The organism is Desulfovibrio sp. 7SRBS1, from assembly GCF_049723905.1.
GTDB lineage: Bacteria > Desulfobacterota > Desulfovibrionia > Desulfovibrionales > Desulfovibrionaceae.
Genome location: NZ_JBJKFD010000001.1, coordinates 1 through 25,026 on the forward strand (window position 1 = coordinate 1; position 25,026 = coordinate 25,026).

The 25,026-nt window shown below is 56.9% G+C and carries 22 protein-coding genes; 18 read left to right on the forward strand and 4 right to left on the reverse strand.

The genetic code is table 11. The features are described 5' to 3' along the window. From ACI0FJ_RS00005 to argH, 7 genes are all read left to right on the forward strand, one after another. Positions 1 to 719, forward strand: a 719-nt coding sequence (locus ACI0FJ_RS00005) for a class II glutamine amidotransferase (protein WP_424297803.1), incomplete at its 5' end; no start/stop codon positions are given. Next, complete coding sequence (locus ACI0FJ_RS00010) at positions 683 to 2,317, forward strand: glutamate synthase-related protein (RefSeq protein WP_424297804.1); 1,635 nt, start codon at positions 683 to 685, stop codon at positions 2,315 to 2,317. The genes ACI0FJ_RS00005 and ACI0FJ_RS00010, both read left to right, overlap by 37 nt. A gap of 189 nt (positions 2,318 to 2,506) precedes the next feature. After that, positions 2,507 to 4,834 carry an FAD-dependent oxidoreductase gene (locus ACI0FJ_RS00015; protein ID WP_424297805.1) on the forward strand — a complete coding sequence of 776 codons (2,328 nt, stop codon included), beginning with the start codon at positions 2,507 to 2,509 and terminating at the stop codon, positions 4,832 to 4,834. 409 nt (positions 4,835 to 5,243) lie between these two features. After that, the gene (locus ACI0FJ_RS00020; RefSeq protein WP_424297806.1) at positions 5,244 to 6,398 is read left to right on the forward strand and encodes an NAD(P)/FAD-dependent oxidoreductase; all 1,155 of its coding nucleotides are present in this window, start codon (positions 5,244 to 5,246) and stop codon (positions 6,396 to 6,398) included. A gap of 401 nt (positions 6,399 to 6,799) precedes the next feature. Continuing rightward, a complete protein-coding gene (gene argF, locus ACI0FJ_RS00025) occupies positions 6,800 to 7,708 on the forward strand; it encodes an ornithine carbamoyltransferase (RefSeq protein WP_424297807.1) in 909 nt (302 codons plus the stop codon). 71 nt (positions 7,709 to 7,779) lie between these two features. Continuing rightward, positions 7,780 to 8,970 (forward strand): argininosuccinate synthase, encoded by a 1,191-nt coding sequence (locus tag ACI0FJ_RS00030; protein ID WP_424297808.1) that lies wholly within the window; start codon positions 7,780 to 7,782, stop codon positions 8,968 to 8,970. A 286-nt stretch (positions 8,971 to 9,256) separates the two neighbouring features. Next, positions 9,257 to 10,648, forward strand: a complete 1,392-nt coding sequence (gene argH, locus ACI0FJ_RS00035; RefSeq protein ID WP_424297809.1) for an argininosuccinate lyase — start codon at positions 9,257 to 9,259, stop codon at positions 10,646 to 10,648. A gap of 283 nt (positions 10,649 to 10,931) precedes the next feature. Here argH and ACI0FJ_RS00040 read toward each other — a convergent pair whose 3' ends face one another. Beyond that, positions 10,932 to 12,431, reverse strand: coding sequence for a mechanosensitive ion channel domain-containing protein (locus tag ACI0FJ_RS00040; protein WP_424297810.1), 1,500 nt, complete (start codon positions 12,429 to 12,431; stop codon positions 10,932 to 10,934). A gap of 441 nt (positions 12,432 to 12,872) precedes the next feature. Here ACI0FJ_RS00040 and ACI0FJ_RS00045 point away from each other — a divergent pair, with 441 nt between their 5' ends. Then, positions 12,873 to 14,021, forward strand: coding sequence for a sensor histidine kinase (locus ACI0FJ_RS00045; RefSeq protein WP_424297811.1), 1,149 nt, complete (start codon positions 12,873 to 12,875; stop codon positions 14,019 to 14,021). Between the two features lie 25 nt (positions 14,022 to 14,046). Here ACI0FJ_RS00045 and ACI0FJ_RS00050 read toward each other — a convergent pair whose 3' ends face one another. From ACI0FJ_RS00050 to ACI0FJ_RS00060, 3 genes are all read right to left on the reverse strand, one after another. Next, positions 14,047 to 14,367 (reverse strand): PilZ domain-containing protein, encoded by a 321-nt coding sequence (locus tag ACI0FJ_RS00050; RefSeq protein WP_424297812.1) that lies wholly within the window; start codon positions 14,365 to 14,367, stop codon positions 14,047 to 14,049. A 136-nt stretch (positions 14,368 to 14,503) separates the two neighbouring features. Then, the gene (locus ACI0FJ_RS00055) at positions 14,504 to 14,722 is read right to left on the reverse strand and encodes a hypothetical protein (protein WP_424297813.1); all 219 of its coding nucleotides are present in this window, start codon (positions 14,720 to 14,722) and stop codon (positions 14,504 to 14,506) included. Between the two features lie 340 nt (positions 14,723 to 15,062). Continuing rightward, positions 15,063 to 15,305: a hypothetical protein gene (locus ACI0FJ_RS00060; RefSeq protein ID WP_424297814.1), complete on the reverse strand. Its 243-nt coding sequence runs from the start codon at positions 15,303 to 15,305 to the stop codon at positions 15,063 to 15,065. A gap of 360 nt (positions 15,306 to 15,665) precedes the next feature. On the opposite strand from ACI0FJ_RS00060, the gene ACI0FJ_RS00065 reads away from it, so the two are divergent. From ACI0FJ_RS00065 to prfA, 10 genes are all read left to right on the forward strand, one after another. Continuing rightward, positions 15,666 to 16,226 carry a 4Fe-4S dicluster domain-containing protein gene (locus ACI0FJ_RS00065; protein WP_424297815.1) on the forward strand — a complete coding sequence of 187 codons (561 nt, stop codon included), beginning with the start codon at positions 15,666 to 15,668 and terminating at the stop codon, positions 16,224 to 16,226. After that, complete coding sequence (locus ACI0FJ_RS00070) at positions 16,223 to 17,107, forward strand: CoB--CoM heterodisulfide reductase iron-sulfur subunit B family protein (RefSeq protein WP_424297816.1); 885 nt, start codon at positions 16,223 to 16,225, stop codon at positions 17,105 to 17,107. The genes ACI0FJ_RS00065 and ACI0FJ_RS00070 overlap by 4 nt, the downstream gene beginning before the upstream one ends. After that, on the forward strand, positions 17,104 to 19,086 hold the full coding sequence (locus tag ACI0FJ_RS00075) for a 4Fe-4S binding protein (RefSeq protein WP_424297817.1): 1,983 nt from the start codon (positions 17,104 to 17,106) through the stop codon (positions 19,084 to 19,086). The genes ACI0FJ_RS00070 and ACI0FJ_RS00075 overlap by 4 nt, the downstream gene beginning before the upstream one ends. Further along, positions 19,053 to 19,526, forward strand: a complete 474-nt coding sequence (locus tag ACI0FJ_RS00080) for a hydrogenase iron-sulfur subunit (RefSeq protein WP_424297818.1) — start codon at positions 19,053 to 19,055, stop codon at positions 19,524 to 19,526. Before ACI0FJ_RS00075 ends, ACI0FJ_RS00080 begins: the two co-directional genes overlap by 34 nt. Continuing rightward, on the forward strand, positions 19,514 to 20,479 hold the full coding sequence (locus ACI0FJ_RS00085; RefSeq protein ID WP_424297819.1) for a 4Fe-4S dicluster domain-containing protein: 966 nt from the start codon (positions 19,514 to 19,516) through the stop codon (positions 20,477 to 20,479). The genes ACI0FJ_RS00080 and ACI0FJ_RS00085 overlap by 13 nt, the downstream gene beginning before the upstream one ends. After that, complete coding sequence (locus ACI0FJ_RS00090) at positions 20,479 to 21,540, forward strand: 4Fe-4S dicluster domain-containing protein (protein ID WP_424297820.1); 1,062 nt, start codon at positions 20,479 to 20,481, stop codon at positions 21,538 to 21,540. The genes ACI0FJ_RS00085 and ACI0FJ_RS00090 overlap by 1 nt, the downstream gene beginning before the upstream one ends. A gap of 19 nt (positions 21,541 to 21,559) precedes the next feature. Beyond that, positions 21,560 to 22,363 (forward strand): FAD/NAD(P)-binding protein, encoded by an 804-nt coding sequence (locus ACI0FJ_RS00095; RefSeq protein WP_424306432.1) that lies wholly within the window; start codon positions 21,560 to 21,562, stop codon positions 22,361 to 22,363. Positions 22,364 to 22,471: 108 nt separating this feature from the next. After that, a complete protein-coding gene (gene rpmE / locus ACI0FJ_RS00100) occupies positions 22,472 to 22,681 on the forward strand; it encodes a 50S ribosomal protein L31 (RefSeq protein WP_424297821.1) in 210 nt (69 codons plus the stop codon). Between the two features lie 205 nt (positions 22,682 to 22,886). Further along, entirely contained in the window at positions 22,887 to 23,885 is a 999-nt protein-coding gene (locus ACI0FJ_RS00105; protein ID WP_424297822.1) for a DUF1385 domain-containing protein, read from the forward strand. A 58-nt stretch (positions 23,886 to 23,943) separates the two neighbouring features. Then, positions 23,944 to 25,017 carry a peptide chain release factor 1 gene (prfA, locus tag ACI0FJ_RS00110; protein ID WP_424297823.1) on the forward strand — a complete coding sequence of 358 codons (1,074 nt, stop codon included), beginning with the start codon at positions 23,944 to 23,946 and terminating at the stop codon, positions 25,015 to 25,017. Positions 25,018 to 25,026 lie beyond the last annotated feature (9 nt).

The following is a 25,026-nucleotide window of genomic DNA, read 5'->3' on the forward strand; positions in this document are numbered from 1 at the left end:
ACATGGTCGTGTTCAGCTTCTGGCCCGATGTGATCATGATCAAGGAAGTGGGCGACCCCATGGACATAGGGCGCTACCTTCAGCTGGACGGAGAGGAACTCAAGGCCCGTCGCGTCATGGCCCAGGGACGCCAGAACACCAACTACGGCATCAATCTGTATGCCTGTCATCCGTTCTTCATCCAGGGCGTAGCCAGCATGACCAACGGTGAAAACACGGCGTTCATTCCCATCAAGGAATGGCTGCAGGGGCAGGGCATCCCCGGATACACCGGGTACCAGTCCGACTCCGAAGTCTTCACCCACATCCTGCACTACACCACCCGGAAGCTCGGCCTTCCCCTGGAAGCGTACAAGCATGTCATTACGCCGCTGCAGGACGCAGGCATGGACAAGCACGCCGACGCCGAATTCCTTCGCGAGCTCAAACGCACTTGCCGCCGTCTCATCATCGACGGCCCCAACTGTGTCATCGGCTGCCTGCCCGACCAGACCATGTTCATGGTTCAGGACCGCAAAAAATTGCGGCCCGGCATCGTCGGCGGCAGACCCGGAATGTATGCCTTTTCGTCCGAAGCCTGCGGGCTGGACGCGGCCATCCCGGATCGTGACAAGTCCAAGGATTTTCAACCCATGCATCTCGATACGGCCATCGTCGGTCCCGATTGTCAGGAGGTTCGCACATGCCGGCAAGATCAGCCATTACCCCATCTTCATTAAGCGTCAGCGAGCTGCCTTGGCAAATCGACTGGAACATCGACAAGTGTACCCTCTGCGGGAGCTGCACTTCGGTCTGTCCGGTCAAGGCCATTGAATTCGCCGCTTTTCGCAAACGCATAGTAGAGGCCCCGCCCAAACTTATCGGCAAGGCCAAGTCCACGCCGTCCGTCTTCTTCGGAATACGGCAGAAGACCTCTCCGGCCAATGCCTGCATCGGTTGCGGCATGTGCAACATGGTTTGTCCCAACAATGCCATTGCACCGCACAAGACCGACTGTGCCGACTCCCTTCGTTTTCATCGCGATAGGGGCGGACAGCCCAGAACGCGCGGCGGACGTCGGAACAGCGGCGACAGCATCCTCGACCAGATCAAGTTTCTGCGTATTTCCATGCTCACCGACCCCGCTCTGGACGCGGGCCGTCACGAATTCGAGCTGCGCACCCTCATAGGTCGCGTGCTTCCGCCCGAAAAGAGCCTGGAAGTTATCCGCAACAATGGCTGGAAACCGCCTGTACGGGAGATTTACCCGCTGCTTATCGGCGGCATGTCCTTTGGCGCGCTTTCCCCAAACATGTGGGAAGGCCTGCAGATGGGCGTGGCCTACCTGAACGAGGAACTGGGCATGCCCGTGCGCATGAGCACCGGTGAGGGTGGATGTCCTCCGCGCCTGCTGCGTTCCCGCTTTCTCAAGTACGTCATTTTGCAGATCGCCAGCGGTTACTTCGGCTGGGATGAAATCATCCATGCCATCCCGGATATGAAGGAAGACCCCTGCGCCATTGAAATCAAATACGGCCAGGGTGCCAAGCCCGGTGACGGCGGCCTGCTGCAGTGGCACAAGGTGAACCAGCTTATCGCCGCCATCCGCGGTGTCCCGCCGGGAGTAAGCCTGCCCAGCCCGCCGACCCATCAGACCCAGTACTCCATTGAAGAGTCCGTGGCCAAGATGATCCAGTCCATGTCCATGGCCTGGGGCTTCCGGGTACCGGTTTATCCCAAGATTTCGGCCACCTCCACATCGCTGGCCGTGCTCAACAACCTGACGCGTAACGAATACGCCGCAGCCCTGGCCATAGACGGCGAGGACGGCGGTACCGGTGCCGCGTACAACGTGTCCATGAACCACATGGGGCACCCCATCGCCTCCAACCTGCGCGATTGCTACCAGAACCTGGTGAAGCTGGGCATGCAGAACGAACTGCCCCTTATCGTGGGCGGCGGAACCGGCAAAAACGGCAACCTCGCCGCCAATGCCGCCGCGCTCATTATGCTTGGCGCCAGCGCCGTGCAGATCGGCAAGTACGTCATGCAGTCCGCTGCAGGCTGCCTTGGGTCGGAATCCGACCGCTGCAACGTCTGCAACCTGGGTATCTGCCCCAAGGGCATCACCTCCCAGGACCCCAGGCTGTATCGCAGGCTCGATCCCGAGCTCGTGGCCGAACGCATCGTCGATCTCTTTGTCAGCTTCGATACCGAGCTCAAGAAGATCGTCGCACCGCTGGGCCGTTCCACCTCGCTGCCCATCGGCATGTCCGACGCCCTCGGCATAGCGGATAAGGCTGCGGCCGACAGGCTGGACATCAGCTACGTGGTGTAGGGGGAGCAGGTAGAGCGTCATGCAGGCACCTGAACAGGGCCATGCAACGCTCTCTGCCGCACAAGGAAAACAGGGCAAGTCTGCAAATCGACGCCCATACTTTCCGTTTCGCGAGGCTGCGGCAGCCCGGAAACGACAAGAGGGGGCCGGGAAATAAAAGATTCCCCGGTCGCCGGAGGCACCAACAATATGAGCAAGCAAGTAGTCATACCAGGACGCGAGAAAGGCGACCGCGTACCCTCGAGGATAATCGAGGAACGTGTTCAGCAGGCCTTTCGTGACGGCGCTCGCGACATCACCGTGGAGGCCTGCGGGCAACACGGCATAGGCGGCCGCCTGTTCGACAAGGAAGGCGGACCAGTGCGTGTGACCATTACCGGATCTTCCGGGCAGCGCACCGGGTCCATGGGCTATCCCGGAACCACCGTGGACATCAAGGGACCGGCCTCGGACGATATAGGCTGGCTGAACGCCGGCGCCGATATCATCGTGCACGGCAACGCCAGCAACGGCGCTGCCAACGCCATTGCCCAGGGCCGTGTTTTCATCGGCGGCTCCATTGGCGCGCGCGGCATGACCATGACCAAGAGCAACCCCCGTTTCGATCCGCCCCAATTGTGGGTGCTGGGCGGAACGGGCGATTATTTCGCCGAATTCATGGCGGGTGGCACCGCGGTTATCTGTGGTGTGGACCCGGTGGACCCGGAAAACGTGCTCGGCTACCGTCCCTGCGTGGGCATGGTGGGCGGCAAGATTTACTTCCGTGGTCCCATTGAAGGCTTTTCCCAGGCCGACGCCAAGCTGGTTCCCATCGACGACGCGTCGTGGGAATGGCTGACCACCAATATGAAGGAGTTCCTCTCCTACATCGAACGGCCCGAACTTCTGGATACCCTGAGCGTTCGCGAAGAGTGGCAGTGTATCGAAACCCGCACTCCGCACGAAAAGGCCTCGCGTCCGCGCAGGTCCATGACTGCGTTCCGTGCCGAAGTTTGGGATGCAGAGCTGGGCAGGGGCGGCATCATCGGCGACCTTACCGACCTGAACCGCAGCCCCATTCCGCTTATCGTAACCGGCGAAATGCGCCGTTTCGTTCCGGTTTGGGAACATGACCTGTATCAGGCTCCGTGCCAGGCCAACTGCCCCACGGGCATTCCCGTGCAGAAACGTTGGGAACTGGTGCGCGAAGGCAATGTGGACGAAGCCGTGGACATGGCTTTGGCCTATACGCCGTTTCCGGCCACGGTTTGCGGCTATCTGTGCCCCAACCTGTGCATGCAGGCCTGCACCAAGACCATCTCCGCAGCCATGCCTGCCATAGACATCACCAAGCTGGGCAAGGAAAGCATCAAGGGCAAAATGCCCGACTTGCCGGAACTGTCCGGTGGCAAAGTCGCCGTCATCGGCGGCGGCCCGGCCGGTATTTCCGCGGCCTGGCAGCTGCGCATGATGGGCCACGAAGCCATTGTCTACGATATGGAAAAGGTGCTGGGCGGCAAGATCTCCTCGTCCATTCCCGAACACCGCATTCCCAAGGATGTGCTGGACTCGGAACTGGAACGCATCCGCAAGGTTCTGCCCCATGTGTACATGCAGCAGAAAATGGACAAGGACGAGTTTGCGCGGATCGTGGGCGACCATGATTTCGTCATCCTGGCAACCGGAGCGCAACGCCCCCGCAACCTGCCCATTCCCGGCAACGAACGCATCACCCCGGCCCTGACCTTTCTTAAAAAGGCCAAGCAGGGTGATGGATCGTGCGGCAAGCGCGTCGTCATCATCGGCGCGGGCAACGTGGGCTGCGATGTGGCCTCCGAAGCCGCCCGCCTGGGCGCCGAGGACATCACCCTCATCGACATCCAGGAACCGGCCAGCTTTGGCAAGGAACGCGACGAGGCCGTGCGAATCGGTGCCAAGTTCCGCTATCCCTGCTTTACCAAGGAGATCACGGAAGAGGGCGTCATGCTCACAAGCGGTGAAGTCATTCCCGCGGATACCGTGGTCGTCTCCATCGGCGACGCACCAGACCTGGATTATCTGCCCGATTCCATTGCCGTGGAACGTGGGCACGTCAAGGTCAACGAGCTGCAGCAGACCACGAATTCCAATGTCTTCGCCATTGGCGACATTGCCCGGCCCGGTCTGATTACCCAGGCCATCGGTGCCGGACGCACGGCTGCCAAGACCATCGACGGCATCCTTCGCGGAACCCGTCCGCAAAGCGATACCTCGCGCATGATCGAGTACAAGCGCATGACGCTGGAATACTTCGATCCCAGGGGGTCCGAGCTCGACGACATCGAACATTGCGCCAATGAATGTTCGTCCTGTGGTTCCTGCCGCGACTGCGGACTGTGCGATTCCATCTGCCCGCGCGGAGCCATCAGCCGGGTGACCAAGGACGATGGCGGATTCCAGCGTATTTCCGACCCGAACAAGTGCATCGGCTGCGGCTTTTGTGCCGACACCTGCCCGTGCGGTGTCTGGACCATGGTTGAGAATACGCCTGTCGGTTAGTACGGAATAAAATAAAATACAGGGGAGGGAGGACCGCATCTCGGTTCTTCCTCCCTTTTTTTATTTGTACAAACATGGGGTTATTTGTTTTTTCGACCAAAAAGGAACAAATTTGGTCGGGTCCACTCCTTCGGTGTGGGCCTTATTCCGACTTGTATTTCTTCTTTTGCCTCCGTATACCCATCTTCTACTTCCAGTGAAAATATGAACTCGTGTTTCGTGTTCTCGTTTTTTCGGGCATCCGCATGTTCGCAATCTGGGCATGTGGCTGACCGAATAAACGAGAAAGTGGAACAGGTTGCTGACAAAGGTTCGATAGCTTTGTTGCCTCGCATCTTTTTGAGCAGCCTGTCATGACTGTATGATCACCCTGAAAGGGTGATGTAATTCGGGCCCCCGGAGGCGATACATGACGGATCTTCTTATTCTAGGTGCTGGTGCGGCAGGCATGATGTGTGCCCTGCAGGCGGCTCGTCGTGGCCGCAAGGTCGTACTGCTGGACCACGGCAATAAGGTGGGCCGCAAGGTGGCTGTGTCCGGAGGAGGCAAGTGCAATTTTACCAACATGGAACTCGGCGCTGCCAACTATTATAGCCGCAACCCACATTTTTGTAAGTCGGCCTTGGCCCGGTACAGCCAATGGGATGCCATAGATTTTTTCAGTAGGTGCGGCATTGGCTGGGAAGAGCGGGACCACGGGCGCATCTTCACCACGTCCGGCGCACAGGAAGTGGTCAACTGTCTGTTCGATTCCTGCCGCTCCATGGGCGTTCGGATCGGGCTTAACAGAAGTATCCGTTCCGTGCAGCGCAACGGCCAGGGATTTCAGGTGCAGACCAACCAGCCCGAAGCCCTGCATGCCGAAAATGTCGTGGTAGCCCTTGGAGGGCCGTCCTGGCCCCAGGTCGGCGCAACATCCACGGGCTACGACATTGCCCGTTCCTTTGGCCTGGATATGGTTGCCCCGCGTCCGGCCCTTACTCCCATACTGATGGAAGGGGCCGACTGGCCTTTTGGCGAGCTTTCCGGAGTATCGCTCCCCGTGGCCGTGCGCTGCGGGAAGATTTTGTTCGTCGATGATCTCCTCTTTACCCACAGCGGCCTGAGCGGACCGGCAATCCTGCAGGCTTCCTGCCTTTGTGAAGTGAATGCCGAACTTTCCATAGACCTGCTCCCCGGGCAGGACATCATCTCCATTCTGGAAAATGAAAGCTCCAAGCAGCGGTTGAAAAATTGGCTGGGCGGGATGCTCCCTTCACGTCTTCCCGCTTTGCTCCTGCCGGAATATCTGGCGGAAAAACCCGTGGTCGCACTCAACGATAAAGAAAGGACACGGGTTGGCGAACATCTGCATCGTTGGTGCATCCGTCCCAAAAAACTGGCCGGAAACAGTAAGGCCGAAGTGACCATGGGAGGGGTGGACACCGACGTCCTGGATTCCAAGACCATGCAGGTAAAGGAAATCCCCGGCCTGCATTTTATCGGGGAAGTAGTGGATGTGACAGGGCAGTTGGGGGGGTACAATCTGCATTGGGCGTGGGCATCCGCCTGTGCAAGTTGCTGAAAAAGGCACGATAGCTGCGTTGCTGCGCAAAATTCAAATCCTCGCGTATCAGGAAAATACGCGTCGGCCTTGAATTTTTCTGGCGCCTTGCTCTCCTACCTTTTTGAGCAACTTGTGGCCGCTGTAGAAAATCAAAAGTCCTCTCGGGACAAGAGTACGCGTCGCGTTTGAAAACAACTCGTGTCTTGCCAGGGCATTTTCTGGGCAACGTGTTTTTGTCGAAAAGTTCGTATTTATCGGACCATAGAAAGAAAATTCCATTTTAGAATCAATTTTGTGTGAAAATCCTTGTCTGTTTTCCCGAAAAAGACGCCAAGGGCCTTTACAAACGTGCTATGATACGTTTACCTCCATCTTTTCGCTTTTGCCATTTGGTAAAAAAAAGGTTGAGGGGCGTACTCATGAAGAAAGACTTTTTGACGATTTTGGATTTGACCCGCGAAGAGGCCCACGGCCTTGTGCAGCGGGCCGCTGCCATGAAAAGTCAGCGGTACACGTCGGACCTGTTTGCCGACCAGGTGCTGGTGATGATCTTTGAAAAGGCGTCCACCAGGACCAGGCTTTCCTTTGAAGTGGCCGTACGACGCCTTGGCGGCTCGGTAATCTTCATGACCGATCGCGAGTCTCAACTGGGCCGAAGTGAACCACTCAAGGATACTGCCCGCGTCATTGCCCGCTATGCCGAAGGCATCATCGTGCGTACGTTTGGTCAGGACAAACTCCACGAGCTGGCAAAGTATGCGGATGTTCCCGTGGTCAACGCTCTGTCCGATTCGTATCATCCGTGCCAGGTGATGAGCGATATGCTGACCATGTACGAGCATACGCCGGAGTTTGAAGGGCTGAAAGTCGCCTGGATCGGCGACGGCAACAACATGGCCCATTCGTTCATCAATGCGGCCGTGCACTTCCCCTACAAACTGGTCCTGGCCTGTCCCGAAGGGTTTGATCCCGATCCGGCCATTCTTGCCAAGGCTAAAGAGCTGGGGGCCGACGTCACCCTGACCCGCGATCCCAAGGAAGCCTCCGCAGGCGCTCACTACATCAATACCGACGTGTGGGCATCCATGGGCCAGGAAAGCGAACAGGCCGAGCGTGAAAAAGTTTTCGCGCAATTTCAGGTCAACAAGGAACTCATGGCGTTGGCTGATCCGCAGTGCAAGTTCATGCACTGCCTGCCCGCACACAGGGGCGAGGAAGTCACCGAGTATATTTTTGAAAGTCCGGCATCCATCGTCTTTGACCAGGCGGAGAATCGTCTGCACATGCAGATGGCCATTCTCGAATGGGTGTTTACCCACCAGGGCTGATGCGCCCGGCTGAATAAACGATCACACCCCCGGCAAGCTTCAAGGCGCGCCGGGTTTCGGAGGTTGTAATTATGAGCGATATCAAAAAAGTCGTCCTTGCCTACTCCGGCGGACTCGATACCTCGGCCATCCTCAAATGGCTGATGATTACCTACAAGTGCGAAGCCGTCACCTTTACCGCCGACCTCGGCCAGGGTGAAGACCTCAGCGACGTGGAAGGCAACGCCCTGCGCACCGGCGCTTCCAAGGCCTATGTGGAAGACCTGCGCGAGGAATTCGCCAACGACTATATTTTCCCCATGATGCGCTCCGGTGCCATCTACGAAGGACGCTACCTGCTGGGTACCTCCATTGCCCGTCCCCTCATCAGCAAGCGCCTTGTGGAAATCGCCCACGAGGAAAGCGCGGACGCCATTGCCCACGGTGCAACCGGAAAGGGCAACGACCAGGTTCGTTTTGAACTGGCCGCCATGGCCCTCGATCCCAAACTCAAGTGCATTGCTCCCTGGCGCGATTGGGACTTCAAGTCCCGTACCGACCTCATCAATTTTGCCGAAGAAAACGGCATTCCCGTGCCTGTTTCCCGCGCCAAACCGCATAGCTGCGACGGCAACATGCTGCACCTCAGCTTTGAAGGCGGCGAACTGGAAGATCCCTGGACCGAAGGCGGACCCTTTACCTACAAGATGACTGTTCCGCCCGAACAGGCTCCGGACGAAGCCGAAATCCTCACTTTGGATTTCGAAGCTGGCAACCCCGTCGCCATCAACGGCGTCAAGTTCTCGCCTGCCGTGCTTGTTGCCAAGCTGAATGAAATCGCCGGTCGCCACGGCATCGGCCGTATCGATATGGTTGAAAACCGTTTCGTGGGCATGAAGTCCCGCGGCGTGTACGAGACCCCCGGCGGAACCGTTATTTACGCAGCGCACCGCGATCTGGAAGGGCTGTGCATGGACCGCGACGTCATGCACATGCGCGACGGCCTCATCCCTAGATACGCCGAACTCGTCTACAACGGCTTCTGGTACTCGCCCGAACGTGAGGCACTTCAGGCCATGATCGACAAGACGCAGGAAAAGATTACCGGTACCGTTCGCCTCAAGCTTTACAAGGGCAACGTCTACCCCCTGGGCCGCAAATCCCCTTATTCCCTGTATCGCGAAGACCTGGCTACCTTCGAAGAAGACCATGTGTACGATCAGCGTGACGCCGCAGGCTTTATCCGCCTGCAGGGCCTGCGCATCATGGGCTACAAAAAGTAGTTTGAGAAATTCAGGCGAAGGGGAAACCTCTTGGAAGAGGTTCTCCCCCTCGCGCTCCCCTTTCCAGAACTTTTACCGTTTTAGGTACGGGGAAGATTTGGATATCCGGTTTGGAGCGAAAATTTGCTGGCACAAGCCAGCCCCTGACGATACGGGCAATGAACCAAGGGAACCTTTTCCCTCGTGATGAAAGTTTTTGGAAAAGGGGGTGCGGGGGAAAGAACCTTTTTTCAAAAAGGTTTTTCCCCCGCATTCTTGTTTTTAAAGGTCTGAAAAAGGAGCCGTCATGGCCAAGGAAAAGATGTGGGGCGGCAGGTTTGCCGCAGGCACGGACGCATTGGTTGAGGAATATACGGAGTCTGTTTCCTTCGACAGCGCCCTGTATGCTGCGGACATTGCCGGAAGCACTGCCCACGCCCGCATGTTGGGACGGCAGGGCGTGCTGACAAACGAAGAAGCCGAAGCCATAGCGGACGGTCTGGCGCGTGTGCGCGAGGAAATCGAAGCCGGAAAATTTCAATGGTCCCAGGCGCTCGAAGATGTTCACATGAACATCGAATCCCGCCTGACCGAGCTGATAGGCGATACGGGCAAAAAACTGCACACCGGCCGTTCCCGCAACGACCAGGTGGGCTTGGCATTCCGGCTTTTCATTGCCGAACGGGTGCGCTCCTGGCGTGGAAGCATCCGCAAGCTGGTGAAGGTGCTGGTGCAACGGGCGGAGGAAAATCAGGACGTTATCCTGCCCGGCTTTACCCATTTGCAGCCTGCGCAGCCCGTAAGCCTGGCACATCATCTGCTGGCCTATGCCTGGATGTTCACCCGTGACGACGAGCGGCTGGAAAGCGCACTGAACCGCATTTGTATTTCTCCGCTTGGTGCTGCAGCCCTTGCCGGAACCACCTATCCGCTGGACCCCGCAAGCGTGGCCGAGGAAGTCGGCTTCCATCGCGTGTTCAGCAACAGCATGGACGCGGTCGCGGACCGGGATTTCGTGCTCGAACCCCTGTTTGCCACTTCGTTGATCATGGCGCACCTGAGCCGCATGTGCGAGGAAATCATTCTGTGGTCCAACCCCGGTTTTGGTTTCGTGCGCCTGCCCGATGCCTACGCCACCGGGTCCAGCATCATGCCCCAGAAGAAGAACCCGGATGTGGCCGAGATAATGCGCGGCAAGACCGGGCGCGCTTACGGCGCGCTCATGGCCATGCTGACCGCGCTCAAGGGGCTGCCCCTGACCTACAACCGCGACCTGCAGGAAGACAAGGAACCGTTTTTCGATGCCGACCGTACCGTTTCCATGTCCCTGGAACTGATGGCCGGGATGATGTCCGAGCTGGCTTTCAATCCTCAGGCCATGCGCGCTGCCGTGAAAAAGGGATTTCTCAATGCCACGGAGCTTGCCGACTATCTGGTGGGCAAGGGCATTCCCTTCCGCGAGGCACATCACATTACCGGTGCAGCCGTTGCCCACGCCGAATCCAAGGGCGTGGCACTGGAAGATCTGAGCCTGGAAGAACTGCAACAGTTCTCCGACCGCATCGACCAGGATGTGTACGACGTGCTGGACTACGACGCCGCTGTACGCCGCAGGAAAACCCCCGGTTCAACAGGCCCTGAGTCGGTTAAGCAGCAGCTCACAGATTTGGGTTCATGGTTGCTGAAAAAGGCACGCTAGCTTTGTTGCTTCGGCATTTTTAAGCCGCTCGTGTACGTAAGAGTACACGAGCGGCTTTAAAATACCTCGCGCCTTGCTTTCGCACCTTTTTGAGCAACCAGATGGTGTGAGTTTCCACAGCTAAAACTGTTTTTATTTTATTTTTTTCAACGAGAAGCCCCTCCAAGCGTTTACGCTTGGAGGGGCTTCTCGTTGAAAAATCGCAGGTCCAGGAGGCCGTTGCCTCCTGGCGGAGTCCAGAGGCAGAGCCTCTGGTCTTCTTCTTACTCTTTAATCCTTCCCCTTACAAAAATATCTTCCTGAACCTGTTGAACAGACTGTCGTGGGTGTGCCCTGCCGGGCCAAGCGGTCCGGTGGGGCGGACGCTGCGCGCGTCAAAGATGGCCTTGATGTTGTTGAGCACGCCTTTTTCCTTTTCCAGCACCAGCCGGAAGGCTTCGCGGTCCACTTCGAGACAGCGTGTGGGCTCCTTGGCTTCGACGTCGGCCTGGCGTGCTTCTCCGGTGAGCAGGGCCATTTCCCCGAAAAAATCTCCTGGTCCAAGCTCTGCAAGCTGGGCACCGTCTTTGCGGACGACAACGCTCCCGTCGATGATGACGTAGAGGGTAGTACCCAGATCGCCGGTGGAGACGATGGTTTCGGACTCGTCGAAACGCAGGGTTGCACTGCTGTGGATGAGCTTGTCCAGGGTCTCGGGAGCCAGTCCTTCGAAAAGGGGAATGGCTTTGAGCTGCTCCACCACGTTGGTGTCGCTGGCAAATGCGCGGTGGGTGGGACGCCGCAGTTCGCGCACGGGATAGGGCAGGTCGATGCCGTGTTTGCGGAAGTGGTACCAAATGGAGGAGATCAGTTCGTCCTGTGCCGCGCGCAGGTCTTCGTAGCGATTGGCGAAAAAGACGATGGAGTAGATGACACGGTCTTCCTTGTATTCGTCCGCACGGATGCGGGCTTTGGGGCGGCGCGCCACATAATGTGAGTTTTTTACCACTTCGGCCAGGGCGGCTTTGACCTTTACCGGGGGCACGTCCAGAGGCACGGGGACGGGAATCTCCCGCCGTACCCGGGAAATGGGCTGGCTGTAGTTGGTGAGGCTGTCTTTGGAAATGGAGTTGTTGGGGATGAGGATGTAGTCGCGGTTTATGGTTTGGATTTTTGTGTAGCGCCAGCTGATGGTGACGACCTTGCCCGTGAGGGGCCCCACCTGAATCCAGTCCCCCAGGGAAAAGGGCTTTTCAAATTGGATGAGCAGGCCGGAGATGAGGCTGCCGATGGTATCCTGCATGGACAGGCCGATGATGGCGGTGAGGATGGCGCTGGAGGTGAGGATACTGGCCGGGTCGATATTGAATACCGACTTGATGGCGCTGATGACCAGGACGAGAACCACGAGAAATTTACAGAGGTCGATGAAGTAATGGTTTACCGCTGTTTTCTTGACGCGGCGGATGTAGATGTCGGCGTACACGCCGTCGAGCATGTTGCGTATGAACAGCCACCACAGCACTATTTTTGTGAGAATGAGCGGCGTGTCGAGCAGGGGGCTGGCAACCTTGACCACGATGAGGCGCTCGACCGCGTAAACCAGGCAGAGCAGGAAGGCCCATTTTATGGAGCGAACCACACCGTCAGGAACATTCAGGCGGCGGGCGAACAGGGTGAGGGTGATGCGGAAAAGCACCAGCAGCGCGGCGACAAAGGCCAGGGCGATGAGTGTTTCCATGTGCAGGGAGAGCACCAGGTCCCAGTATTGCTGGAGCAGCTGAAGGTCTTTTTCTACAACCATGCAGATTCCTGTTTTTGCTGGTCTGTTTGTCTGGCCTCTGTCTGATGTATAGGCCAGGATAAAATTGGCAATAAAAACTTTATTTTTTTTGAAACTAGGATAGGGTCGAAAGTACAGTATTTTACTTTTCTTTGCACCCGACTGTTGCGGCCGGGTATTTCCTGGGCTGGTGAGAGGCGGAGGCTGTTGCTGAACAACGGGAAAACCGATGCTGGTAAAAAGTTAATTATTACAGTATTGGGCTTGGCAAACGGAATGCCGCCCTTGCGCTAGGCGCGGCTTTTTTATTTGTCGGGCCGTTGCCTGCGCGACCCGCTGTTTTTGTGCAACCGCATGGATTGACTTCGTTTCCTTGCTGCTTTGGAGGCAGCAGGCGGAATCGGCCGAACTCTTTGTTTATGTCCGGGAAATTCCCAAGGAGCCGAATTGGAGATGCAAACAATGCATTTGGATAAAAGCCGTGGTCCTGCCAGCTGCAAGCGACTTCCTCAAAGCGAGGTGGAGCGGCAGAGCGCCTTATTTTTGGACACGGCCTTGAGCGGGGCATTGGAAAGCATGCCTCTGCCTGTGGTCGTGCTCAATACATGCCGGCAGGTGGTTTACTCCAACTCCGGATTTGGCGACTTTGTGCAGCGTATTTCCTCTGGCAGTATCTTGGGCCGCAGGCCCGGTGAAGTGCTGGGCTGTGTAAACAGCGGCATAGGTCCAGGCGGTTGCGGAACTTCCGAGTTTTGTGGCTATTGCGGGGCCGTGCGGGCCATTCTGGACAGCCTGCGGGGAAGAACCGGGGTGCAGGAATGCCATATTCAGTACAAAGGGGAAAACCGTGAGGATTCCCTGGATGTGCTCACTTTTTGTTCTCCTCTTACGTTCAAGAATGAAGAGTTCGTGCAGTTCATGCTCATCGACGTGAGTGCGGACAAACGGCTGAAGACCATGGAGAGGCTCTTCTTTCACGATCTTATGAATACCGCATCCGGCGTCTATTCCCTGATAACCCATCTGGAACGGCAGAAGCTTACCGACGAGTCGCGTCGGTATGTGGAGATGCTGCGTTCGTCCAGCTGCCAGCTGATAGGCGAGATTGCCGACTACCGCAGTTTCATGGCCATGGAGAGTAACGAGCTTATCCCCAACCCCTTGTTGCTCAATTCCGGGCAGATGCTTGAAGACATTCTGGCCGTGTATCGCAACCATGTTCTTGCCGATGAAAAGACCATTGTGGTTGATCAGAAAGGGGGGGCTTTTACCTTCGAGGCCGACCCGATACTCTTCAAGCGCGTGTTGGGAAATATGGTGAAGAATGCGCTGGAAGCCACCCGCAAGGGCGGCAAGATAAAAGTCGAAACTGCTCTTAAAGGGAAGCAAGCCATATTTGCGGTGTACAGCTCGTCCTACATTCTTCCTTCGGTGGGCTGCCATATCTTTAAACGGTTCTTTTCCACCAAGGGTGCGGGGCGCGGGTTGGGTACGTACTCCATGAAAGTGCTCATCGAACGCTACATGGGCGGCAAGGTGAGGTTCAGCTCGTCAAAGAAGGACGGCACGTGTTTTACAGTGCAGATTCCGGCGGGAGATCTCTGCCAATAATCCGTCGCCAGGGCGGGAAGTGTCTTTATTTTGTGGGCCGGGAGCCGTCTTCGAGCGGAATCAGCTGATTGAACTGCATGCCGACACGGTTGCCGCAACACCAGACGACAGTTGCGTTGCGTTCGGCGATAAGGTCGTTGAGTTCTTCTGGAAAATTTTCAAAATGAATTTTTGTTCCCACCTGCGGCAGTTTGGAATTTGGAATCTGCATCATTTCAGCTGCAGCGCCGCTGCAGCTGATGTCTCGTAGCATGCATACGCATCCCCCGCCCTGGTCGCAGCTTAAGTACCCAAAGTTGGGCTGCAGGCGGTGGCGTTTGTGCCTTCGGTGATCCTGTCCGTTCATTTTCATTACCTCCTCTTGTTGAGAGTGCGCCCATTGCGTCGTTTTCTGGAAGCTCGTAACGGCTTGGGCTGGGGAGTGAAAAACACTCCTTATTGTCAAGATACACCGATGGAAGGCAAAGGCAAGGTTGTTCTGATTATTTTTTGACTATTTTTATAAGCTTTTCCCGCATGCTGCTGAGGGAGGCCACGCAGCGTTGTTGAAAGGCGGGGCCGTAGGCGGTGAAGCCTTGTATGCGATCCTGCTGGGCTTCCACCCAGGGAAGGGCGGGGGTGTCATTACCGTCTATCTTGTCTTTTGCAACGGGACAGGACGCACCGGCCTGCCGAATGGCGATGCCGTAAAACTGTTCCATTCTATCCACAACAGACTTTTCATCTTTAGACTTTTCATCTTTCCGGCGATATGGAAATTCATTCCGGCCATGGCCCGGAAACGATCGTGGGGAAAAAAGAAAAGAAGAGCGTTTGGTGCGGCGTTTGGAGATTGAGCGTGGATCAGTGGGCGTTTGGCAGGACGGAAAATCCATTGATCACGCCATATTGCCGAACCTTTAAGGAATACAAAAAAAGCTTTGCCCAATCCTCTTGCGAGATAGGGGGATAATAGGGTAATTATCCCGGCTGGCTACCGAAGGAGAACCCGGTAGCCAGCACATGGTCGAATCGTGGTAAGGCTTGCGAGATAAAAGGAAGCTATGCCTTTTCCACGGTCAGGGCGTCCTCGAATTTGGCTGTCAGCTTAAAGGCTGCTCCTTCGGCTTCGAAGACATACTCCTGCGCCGGGAAGAGCTGAACCGTGGGTGCAAAACCGTCATCAAGGAATACATCCTTGGCTTCCCCATTGCTTTCAAAGCGGACCTGAACCTTGTCCCCAATGGTAACCATTTCGCCGTGGATAATGTCGCGTGGTAGGTCTGAGATAGTGTAGTTGGACATGGCAAATCTCCTTGTTCTACAGTTCAGCGAACCGGTGCCATATTGAGCCGTCCGTGAGGGAACGGCAAACCGCATTCCTAATGCGGTAAAGGCCAGAAAAAGATGCCGGAGCAAGCAGCGGGCCTTGCATAGCGGTCGAAATCCTTTTGGGTAATGAGCCTTATCTATCTAATGATGTATTTTTATTGAAGTGGCAAGCGAAACCTCGGGGCGGGAAAAATATTTTTTGGGATAAAATTATCTTTTTAGTTAAGCTGGAGCGTGATCTCTTTACCTATGAAAAATTTCTGTCTATAGAATCACTCTAGCAGAAAACTAGGTTCCTACCCCATCCCATCAACCCAACAAGGCCAGACACCCATGAACACAGTCAGACTAGGCGCTTCAACGGACAAGGAGTTCATTGAAAGCGTCGCCACAGAATCCGGACAGGATGTACGGCGCTGCTACCAGTGTGGCAAGTGTACGGCAGGCTGTCCCTTTTCGTTTGCGTATGACTATCCGGTTAGCCAGATCATGCGCATGGTTCAGGCTGGACAAAAAGATGCAGTGCTCTCTTCGAGGGCCATCTGGTTGTGCGGTTCCTGTCAGGCGTGTACCACACGCTGCCCCTGCAACATTGACGTCGCTGGAGTTATGGAAGCTTTGCGCCATATGGCGCGCCGGGAAGGTTATGCCACCGAAAAGGCGGTAAAGACCTTCTGGGACACCTTCCTGAAAACGGTAGAGCGCAACGGGCGGGTTTACGAACTCGGCCTGGTGGTGGAATTCATGGCCCGTACAGGCCGTGTTTTCACCGATGTCGATTTGGCTCCGACCATGCTGCTCAAGCAAAAGATCGACTTATTGCCCCACAAGATTAAGGGCAAAGAAGCCGTTGGCGACATCATTCGCAAGTTCAAAGCGAGGAAAACCACATGACATCCCTTGCCTACTACCCGGGCTGTTCTCAGACCGGAACGGCCAAGGAATACGAAATGTCTGTAAGAGCCTGCATGAAGGCTCTTGGTGTGGAATTGGCCGAGCTTGAGGATTGGAGCTGCTGCGGCTCCACCCCGGCCCACACCGTGGATCACACATTGGCAGCGGCTCTTGCCGCCCGCAACCTGCGGATTGCCAAAGACATGAACTATTCCCGTGTTGCAACTCCCTGCCCCAGCTGTCTTTCGAACCTGCGCAATGCGGAGGTTCGTATGGAAGATGAAGGGTTTCGGAAGCAGGTCAACGAACTTCTGGACGTTCCCTTCGAGGGCGGCGTGCACGCTACGTCGATTTTGCAGGTACTCTTTGAAGAAATCGGACCCAAAAACATTGCGGCCAAAGCCGTAAAGTCCATGCAAGGCATGATTGCAGCTCCGTATTACGGCTGTATCATGAACAGGCCCCCGGACGTTATGAAGTTTGACGATCCGGAAAACCCCATTGCCATGGACGAGATCCTCAAGGCTCTCGGTGCCGAAGTGCCGGACTTCCCGGTGAAGCTGGAATGTTGCGGCGCAAGCTACAGCGTACCGCGCAAAGACATCGTGATGAACCTGACCGGGCGCATTCTCGGCGTGGCAGACCGTCTCGGCTGTAATGCCGTCGTCGTGGCCTGTCCCCTGTGCCAGCAGAACCTGGATCTTCGTCAGGGCCAGGTAAACTCGACCAACGGCACCAGCTACAACATTCCGGTGCTCTACATCACACAGGTCATCGGCCTTGCTCTGGGCATCGCCCCCGAAGAACTCGGTCTGAGCAAGCTGGTGGTTTCGCCCTCAGCACTGATCGGCAAACTCGGAGCCAAGGGGGACAACGCATGAAGATAGGTGTTTTTATCTGCCACTGCGGCAGTAATATTGCGGGCACGGTAGACTGCGGCAAGGTTGCGGAAATCGCCAAGGACTATCCCGATGTCGTCATGGCCCAGGACCTCATGTATGCCTGTTCCGAACCGGGACAGGATGCCGTGGTCAAGGCCATTCACGAACACTCCCTCGACGGTGTGGTTGTCGCCTCCTGCTCGCCCCGCATGCATGAAAACACGTTCCGTCGGGCCGTAGAACGCGGCGGACTGAACCGTTTCATGTTTGAAATGGCTAACATCCGCGAACATGTTTCGTGGATCGGCAAGGACATGGGCGCCAACACGCGCAAGGCTGCGGACCTGGTCCGTGCGGCCGTTGAAAAGCTGCGTCTGGCCCGTCCTCTGCTGCCCAAGCATTTTGAAATCAACAAGCGCGTCATGGTTATCGGCGGCGGCGTCGCCGGTATCCAGGCGGCTCTGGACCTGGCCGATGGCGGTCTGGACGTGGTTCTGGTGGAAAAAAGGTCTTCCATTGGCGGTAAAATGGCCAAGCTGGACAAGACCTTCCCGACCATCGACTGTTCCACCTGTATCCTCGGCCCCAAAATGGTGGATATTGCCCAGCACCCCAAGATCAAGCTGATGGCCTACTCGGAAGTGGACAAGATTTCCGGCTACGTGGGCAACTTCGAGGTCTCGGTGCGCAAAAAGGCAACCTACGTGGACTGGGACAAATGCACCGGCTGCGGCCTTTGCACGGAAAAATGCCCCAGCCGCAAGGCTCCGGACGAATTCAACGAAAACGTTGCTCCCGGCCGGGCCATCAATATTGCCTTTCCCCAGGCTATCCCCAAGCGCGCCACCATCAATGCCGACTACTGCCTGCGTCTGACCAAGGGCAAATGCGGCGTGTGTTCGACGGTTTGCCCCACAGAGGCCATCAACTTCGAAATGAAGGACGAGCTGGTCACTGAAAAAGTGGGTGCCGTCATTGCTGCCACGGGCTTCGATCTGTTTGATCCCAAGGCGTATGGCGAATATGGCGCCGGGCGTTACCCAGACGTCATCACTTCCATGCAGTACGAGCGTATGCTGTCTGCGTCCGGTCCCACCGGCGGCCACATCAAGCGGCCTTCGGACGGCACGGAACCCAAGAACGTGGTCTTCATCCAGTGTGTGGGTTCGCGCGACAAATCCAAGGACAGGCCCTACTGTTCCGGTTTCTGCTGCATGTACACCGCCAAGCAGGCCATCCAGACCCGCGACCATATTCCAGATTCCACGGCGCATGTCTTTTATATCGACATCCGCGCCTTCTCCAAAAACTACGAGGAGTTCATCGACCGTGCCCGCGAGGAATACGGCGTGAACTATGTGCGCGGCCGTGTATCCAAAATCTACCCCGACAACGGCAAGCTGATCGTCCGCGGTGCGGACACCCTGATGGGCAAGCAGGTTGAAGTCGAGGCCGATCTGGTCGTTCTGGCCGTGGGCGGACAGCCTTCGGCTGGCGCTCCCGACCTGGCTGAAAAGCTGCGCATCTCTTACGACAAATACGGGTTCTTCATGGAAGGCCACGTCAAGCTGCGCCCGGTGGAAACCAACACCGCCGGTGTCTACCTTGCCGGTGCCTGCCAGGGGCTCAAGGACATTCCCACATCGGTGGGGCAGGGCAGTGCTGCAGCGGCCAAGGTTTTGGCGCTGTTCTCGCATGAAACCCTGGAATCCGACCCGCAGATCGCCCAGATCAACGAAGCCCGTTGCGTGGGTTGCGGCAAATGCGTGTCCACCTGCCCGTACCAGGCACTTCGCCTCAAAGAGGCCCGCAACGGCCAGATCAAGGCGGAAGTGCTGGAAACCGTGTGTCAGGGCTGCGGCATCTGCACCGTGACCTGCCCTGTGGGGGCCACGCAGTTGCAGAACTTTACTGACGATCAGATTTTAGCCGAGGTGAACTCCTTATGTCGGACATGGAAGGAAGAGAGCTTAAGATAGTCGGATTCCTGTGCAACTGGTGTTCGTACGGCGGGGCCGATACGGCCGGAGTCGGTCGTTTCAACCAGCCCACGGACCTGCGTATCGTACGCATGCCCTGCACGGGACGTGTCGATCCTCTGTTCGTGCTCAAAGCCCTGCTGGGCGGAGCCGACGGGGTGCTTGTATCGGGTTGCCACCCCAACGACTGCCACTACAACCAGGGCAACTTCTACGCGCGGCGTCGCCTGGAAGTGCTGAAGCGGTTCCTGCCCGTACTGGGCATCGATCCCAACCGCTTCATGTACACCTGGGTTTCGGCCTCGGAAGGCCAGCGCTGGCAGGAAGTCGTGACCCGCTTTACCGAGCAGATTCACGCATTGGGTCCCTCGCCCAAGGTGCTTTCTGACGAGGAAATCTCAAGCCGTTTCGCAGAGGGGATGGATATATGGCCCAGTTAGACGAAATCAAAGCGGCAATCAAAAAAGCCCTGCCGGACCTTGATGTGGTCATCGGCTGGGAACGGGGTTTCGACGCCCTGCACGCCACGCCGCTCTATATGTATGAAGAAGCCGACGTGGACCGTCTTATCTGGGATGCGTCCTGCGTGCACAACCTGGTTTCGTTTTTGCCTCAGCTGATGGCGAACAACGAAAAGAAGGTCGGCATTCTGGTCAAGGGCTGTGACAGCCGCTCCATCATTCAGCTGTTGCAGGAAAAGCTCATCGAGCGCGAACGTCTGGTCATCTTCGGCCTGCCCTGTCAGGGCGTGGTCAGCCATGCCAAGGTGCGTCGTCATGTGGACGTGTCCACCGTGGCGACCACGGACTTCGGCAAGGGCGACCTGTGCCTGGAAATCAAGGACGGCGAACTGTGCATTGCCCGGGACGAGGCCGCAGCGGACAAATGTCTGTCCTGCCGCTACCCCAACCCGCTGATCTTCGACCACATGTTCGGCAAGCCCATCACGCCGCAGGAAACCAGCCAGAACCAGTTTGCTCGTCTGGAAGAGTTCGAGCTGATGGACCAGGACAAGCGTTTCGATTTCTGGAAGCGCGAAATGAGCCGGTGCATCCGCTGCTACGCCTGCCGGAACGCCTGCCCCATGTGCGTGTGCAAGGAATACTGCATCGCGGAAAGCCGCGACCCGCATTGGCAGTCGCAGGAAGCCACGGTGCAGGAAAAGTGGATGTTCCAGATGATCCACGCCATGCACCTGGCCGGACGCTGCACCGAGTGTGGTGAATGCGAACGTGCCTGCCCCATGGAAATTCCTCTTCTTCTCTTCAAGAAGAAGGTCAACAAGGAAATCCTCGGCCTGTTCGATTACGAAGCAGGCATTGACGAACACGCCACTCCGCCTCTGTACACATTCAAGGTGGAAGAGGAGAAAATCGAGGAGGGCGACATCTAATGGCCGCCAAATTCATACCCAACGAACGCATCGTTCCCTGGCTGCGCGAACTGCAGGACCGTTTCAAGGTTCTGGTGCCCGCGCGCGAGGGTGGATCCATCGTCTACCGCGTGTTCGACGGTGAAAGCGAACCTGCATTGGACCGTCCCTCCAACATGCCGCCCAAGGAAGCTGTTTTCCCGCAGACGGAAGTTCTGCTGCGCTACAAGTACGACCGTGAGCGCGACGAAAACGGCAGCCGGGCCGTCCATGTAGAGGAAACCCTGCCCGACGAGGCTTGCCTTGTCTTCGGCACCAGCCCTTGCGGTGCCCGTGGTTTCCAGGCCTTCGACCCTGTTTACAAGGGCAAGACCGTGGACGATCCCTACTTCATCAACCGCCGGGAACGGGCCGTTTTCGTGTCCGTGACCTGCCTGCACCCGACCACCACCTGCTTCTGTCACTGGGTGGGTTCGGGTCCTTCCGATAGCGATGGCTCGGACGTGCTGCTCACCCCCGTGGAGGGCGGTTACGTGGCCGAAGCCGTGACGGAAAAGGGCGAAGCCCTGCTGGAAAGCGCCAAAGCCGAAGACGGTGCCAAGCTGGAAGCCGAAGCCGAACAGGTCAAGGCCAAGGCTCGGGAATCCCTCGGCGAAGCCGAAGATCTCAAGGGAGCCCAGGAAAAGGTCCTGGCAAGCTTCGGGAACATGGAATTCTGGGAAAAGGAAGCCTCCCGCTGCATCAGCTGCGGAGCCTGCACCTTCTTCTGCCCCACCTGCTACTGCTTCAACATCACCGACGAGACCAGCGGTCTGGCCGGCGAACGCATCCGCACCTGGGACAGCTGCATGTTCCCCCTGTTCACCCGAGAAGCCAGCGGACACAACCCGCGTCCCACAAAGGCTCACAGGCTGCGCAACCGTGTTCAGCACAAGTTTGCCTATTATCCCAGCATTCATGGTGGGCGGTTCTCCTGCACCGGCTGCGGCCGTTGCATTCGCCAGTGTCCTTCTGGCGTGGACATCCGCCGCATCGTTCAGAATGCCATGAAACTTGCTCCGGAGGCTGGCGGTGACAAATAGTAATCCGTATCTCCCAGAAATGGCCACAATCCTCGAAGTCATCGAGGAAAACTCGGCCATCAAAACCTTTCGTGTGCGTCTCAACAACGAGAAGCGCATGAAGGAGTTTTCGTTCCATCCGGGCCAGGTGGCTCAGCTGTCCATGTTCGGCGTGGGCGAATCCACCTTTGTCATCAACTCGTCCCCCACGCGTATGGATTACCTGCAGTTCAGCGTCATGCGCGCCGGTGAGGTCACCACCCGTCTGCACTCCCTGCAGGCCGGAGACCAGATCGGCGTTCGTGCTCCGTTGGGCAACTGGTTCCCCTACGAGAACATGAAGGGCAAGGACGTCTACTTCATCGGCGGCGGCATCGGTGTCGCCCCGTTGCGTACGCTCATCCAGTATATGCTGGATAACCGTGAAGACTACGGCAATATCACCGTTCTTTACGGCGCACGTACCCCGGACGACTTCTGCTACAAAGAAGACATGGCCGAGTGGAACGAGCGGGACGACATCAATTTGATTCAGACCGTGGACAACGTCTGCACGTTGTGGAACGGCTGTGTCGGTCTGGTGCCCAACATTCTGTTGGAACAGAATCCCAGCCCGGACAATGCGGTGGCCGTTACCTGCGGTCCTCCCATTATGATTAAGTTCACTCTCCAGGCTCTGCAAAAGCTGAAGTTCGGCGACGACCAGATCATCACCACGCTGGAACGGCGCATGAAATGCGGCGTTGGACTGTGCGGCCGCTGCAACCTGGGCCCGCAGTACGTCTGCGTGGATGGCCCCGTGTATACGGCGGCCCAGCTGAAAAAATTGCCTGACGAAATGTAACGGTTTTCGGGCGTTTGGCGAAAAGACCTCTCTTTTAGGGGTTGCCAAACGCCCGAACAATCGTTAGTAGGGTCTACTTTTCCCGATCCTTTTGGAGGTTATATTCCGATGAAAAAAGATATTCATCCGAAGGTGTACAAAGCCACCTTCCGTTGTCACTGCGGTTTCGAGTCCGAAATTACGTCCACCAAGGGCGAAACTGTAGACGTTGAAATCTGCTCCCAGTGCCATCCGTTTTACACTGGCAAGCAGCGTTTCGTTGATACTGCTGGACGTATCGACCGCTTTAAGAAAAAGTACGCCAAGTTCCAGAAGTAGCTTGTGCGGTGTCGCCACTTTGTGGTGTGCCGTCCGCTGCTGGCGACAAGGCTGCAAATTTATCATGTCCCTGTGGAGGCGGCAGCGCACCGGGGGACATGATGCTTTGCAGCCTTTGTCGTATTTGTTTATGATGACAATGTAGGAACTACTCGGATTGCCCGGCCATAGTTTTCGATCACATTCGACTCCAGAGGTAAAACACATGCTCAAAACCATACTGTCGGCTTTTTCCTCCAGTGTTGGCGGACAGGCCGTCATGGAAGGCGTGATGATGCGTGATGGAGACAACCTGGCCATAGCGGTCCGCAAGCAGAGCGGAGACATAAAGGTCGAAGTCCGTCCCTGGTTTTCCATGATGCGCTACAATTGGATGAAGAAACCCTATGTGCGCGGCTTTCCCATTTTGGTGGAAACCATGGTCAACGGCATCAAGGCGCTCAACTTCTCCGCCCAGGAAGCCCTGGACGAGGAAGAAGAGGAAGTAGGCTCCTGGGCCCTGGCCGGAACCGTGGCTTTTGCCGTGGTCATGGCCTTGGGACTTTTTGTGGTTCTGCCGCACCTTGTCTCCATGGCCTTCAATGCCCTGGGCTGGGCTGGCGGCGTCAAGAGCCTGAGCTTCCACGCCTGGGACGGTCTGTTCAAATTCGTCGTCTTCGTGGGGTATATTCTGGCCATTTCGCTGGTGCCGGACATCCGCCGGGTGTTCCAGTACCATGGGGCCGAGCACAAAAGCATCTGGGCCTACGAGTCCGGCGGCCACCTCACTCCCGCGGAAGCCAAAAAGTTCAGCCGCCTTCATCCCCGTTGCGGCACCACTTTTCTTCTCTTTGTCCTGGCCATCAGCATTGTGCTATATGCAGTGCTTGTTCCGGCCTTGCTGTTTATCTGGTCGCCCGAGGGCACCATCTGGCGGCAGCTGTACGCCTTGCTGCTCAAATTAGTCTTCATGGTCCCCGTCAGCTGCGTCGCGTACGAGCTTATCAAGGCGGCAGGCAAGCATCAGGACAAGCTCTTGTTCCGCGTGCTCAGCTGGCCGGGTATGTTCATGCAGCTCCTCACCACCCACGAACCGGACGAGCAGCAGCTTCAGGTGGCTATTGCCGCGCTGAAAGGTGCCGTAGGAGAACGGGTGGATAAAGCCGACGTATCCGCCGCCGACACTGCGGGCGGTTCCGCTTCCGGAGCATGCCCCTGCCGTTAATCCCTTTTCGTGCGACGTCGGGTGTTAGTTTTCATTTTTTACAACCGAGAGTTGATCAATGTTTGCCAAGCTGGAATCCCTGGAACGCAAATACGAGGAACTGGAAAAGGAACTCAGCTCCCCGGAGGTTTTCGACGACCAGGAGCGCTATAAGAAGCTGACCAAAAGTCATGCGGATCTGGCCGACGTAGTGGTTCTTTTCCGCAAGTATCGTCAGCTCAAGAGCGAACTGGAAGACAACAAGGAAATGCTCGAGGACAGCGACCCGGACATCAAGGAGATGGCCGAGGCGGAGATCAAGTCCATCAAGGCCGAGCTTCCCAAGATTGAAGAGCAGATGCAGGTACTGCTTCTGCCCAAGGATCCGCTGGACGAAAAAAACATCATCCTCGAAATCCGGGCCGGAACCGGTGGTGAAGAAGCCGCTCTGTTCGCAGCCGACCTTTTCCGTATGTACAGCCGCTTTGCGGAAAACATGCGCTGGAAGCTCGAGATAATGAGCGCCCACGATACCGGCACCGGCGGTTTCAAGGAAATTATCGCCAACATTTCCGGAGACAGGGTCTATTCCTGGCTCAAGTACGAATCCGGCACGCACCGCGTGCAGCGTGTTCCTGCCACCGAATCGCAGGGCCGCATCCATACGTCGGCCGTTACCGTGGCCATCATGCCGGAAGCCGCAGAAGTGGATGTGGACATCAGCCCCACCGAACTGCGTGTGGACGTGTTCCGCGCCTCCGGTCCGGGCGGGCAGAGCGTCAACACCACGGACTCCGCTATTCGCGTCACCCACATTCCCACCGGCCTGGTCGTCATCTGCCAGGACGAAAAGTCCCAGCACAAGAACAAGGCCAAGGCCCTGAAGGTGTTGCGTTCGCGATTGCTGCAGCTCAAGCAGGACGAGCAGAAGGAAAAGGAAGACGAGGCACGGCGTTCCCAGGTTGGAACCGGCGACCGTTCCGGGCGCATTCGTACCTACAACTTTCCGCAGGGACGGGTGTCCGATCACAGGATCAACCTGACCCTGTACAAGCTGGATGCATTTATGGAAGGCGATCTCAAGGAAATGGTTGAAGCGCTTTCCGCCCACTACCAAGCCGAAGCCCTCAAGGCCCAGGCTGACGAGGCGTAATGTAATAAA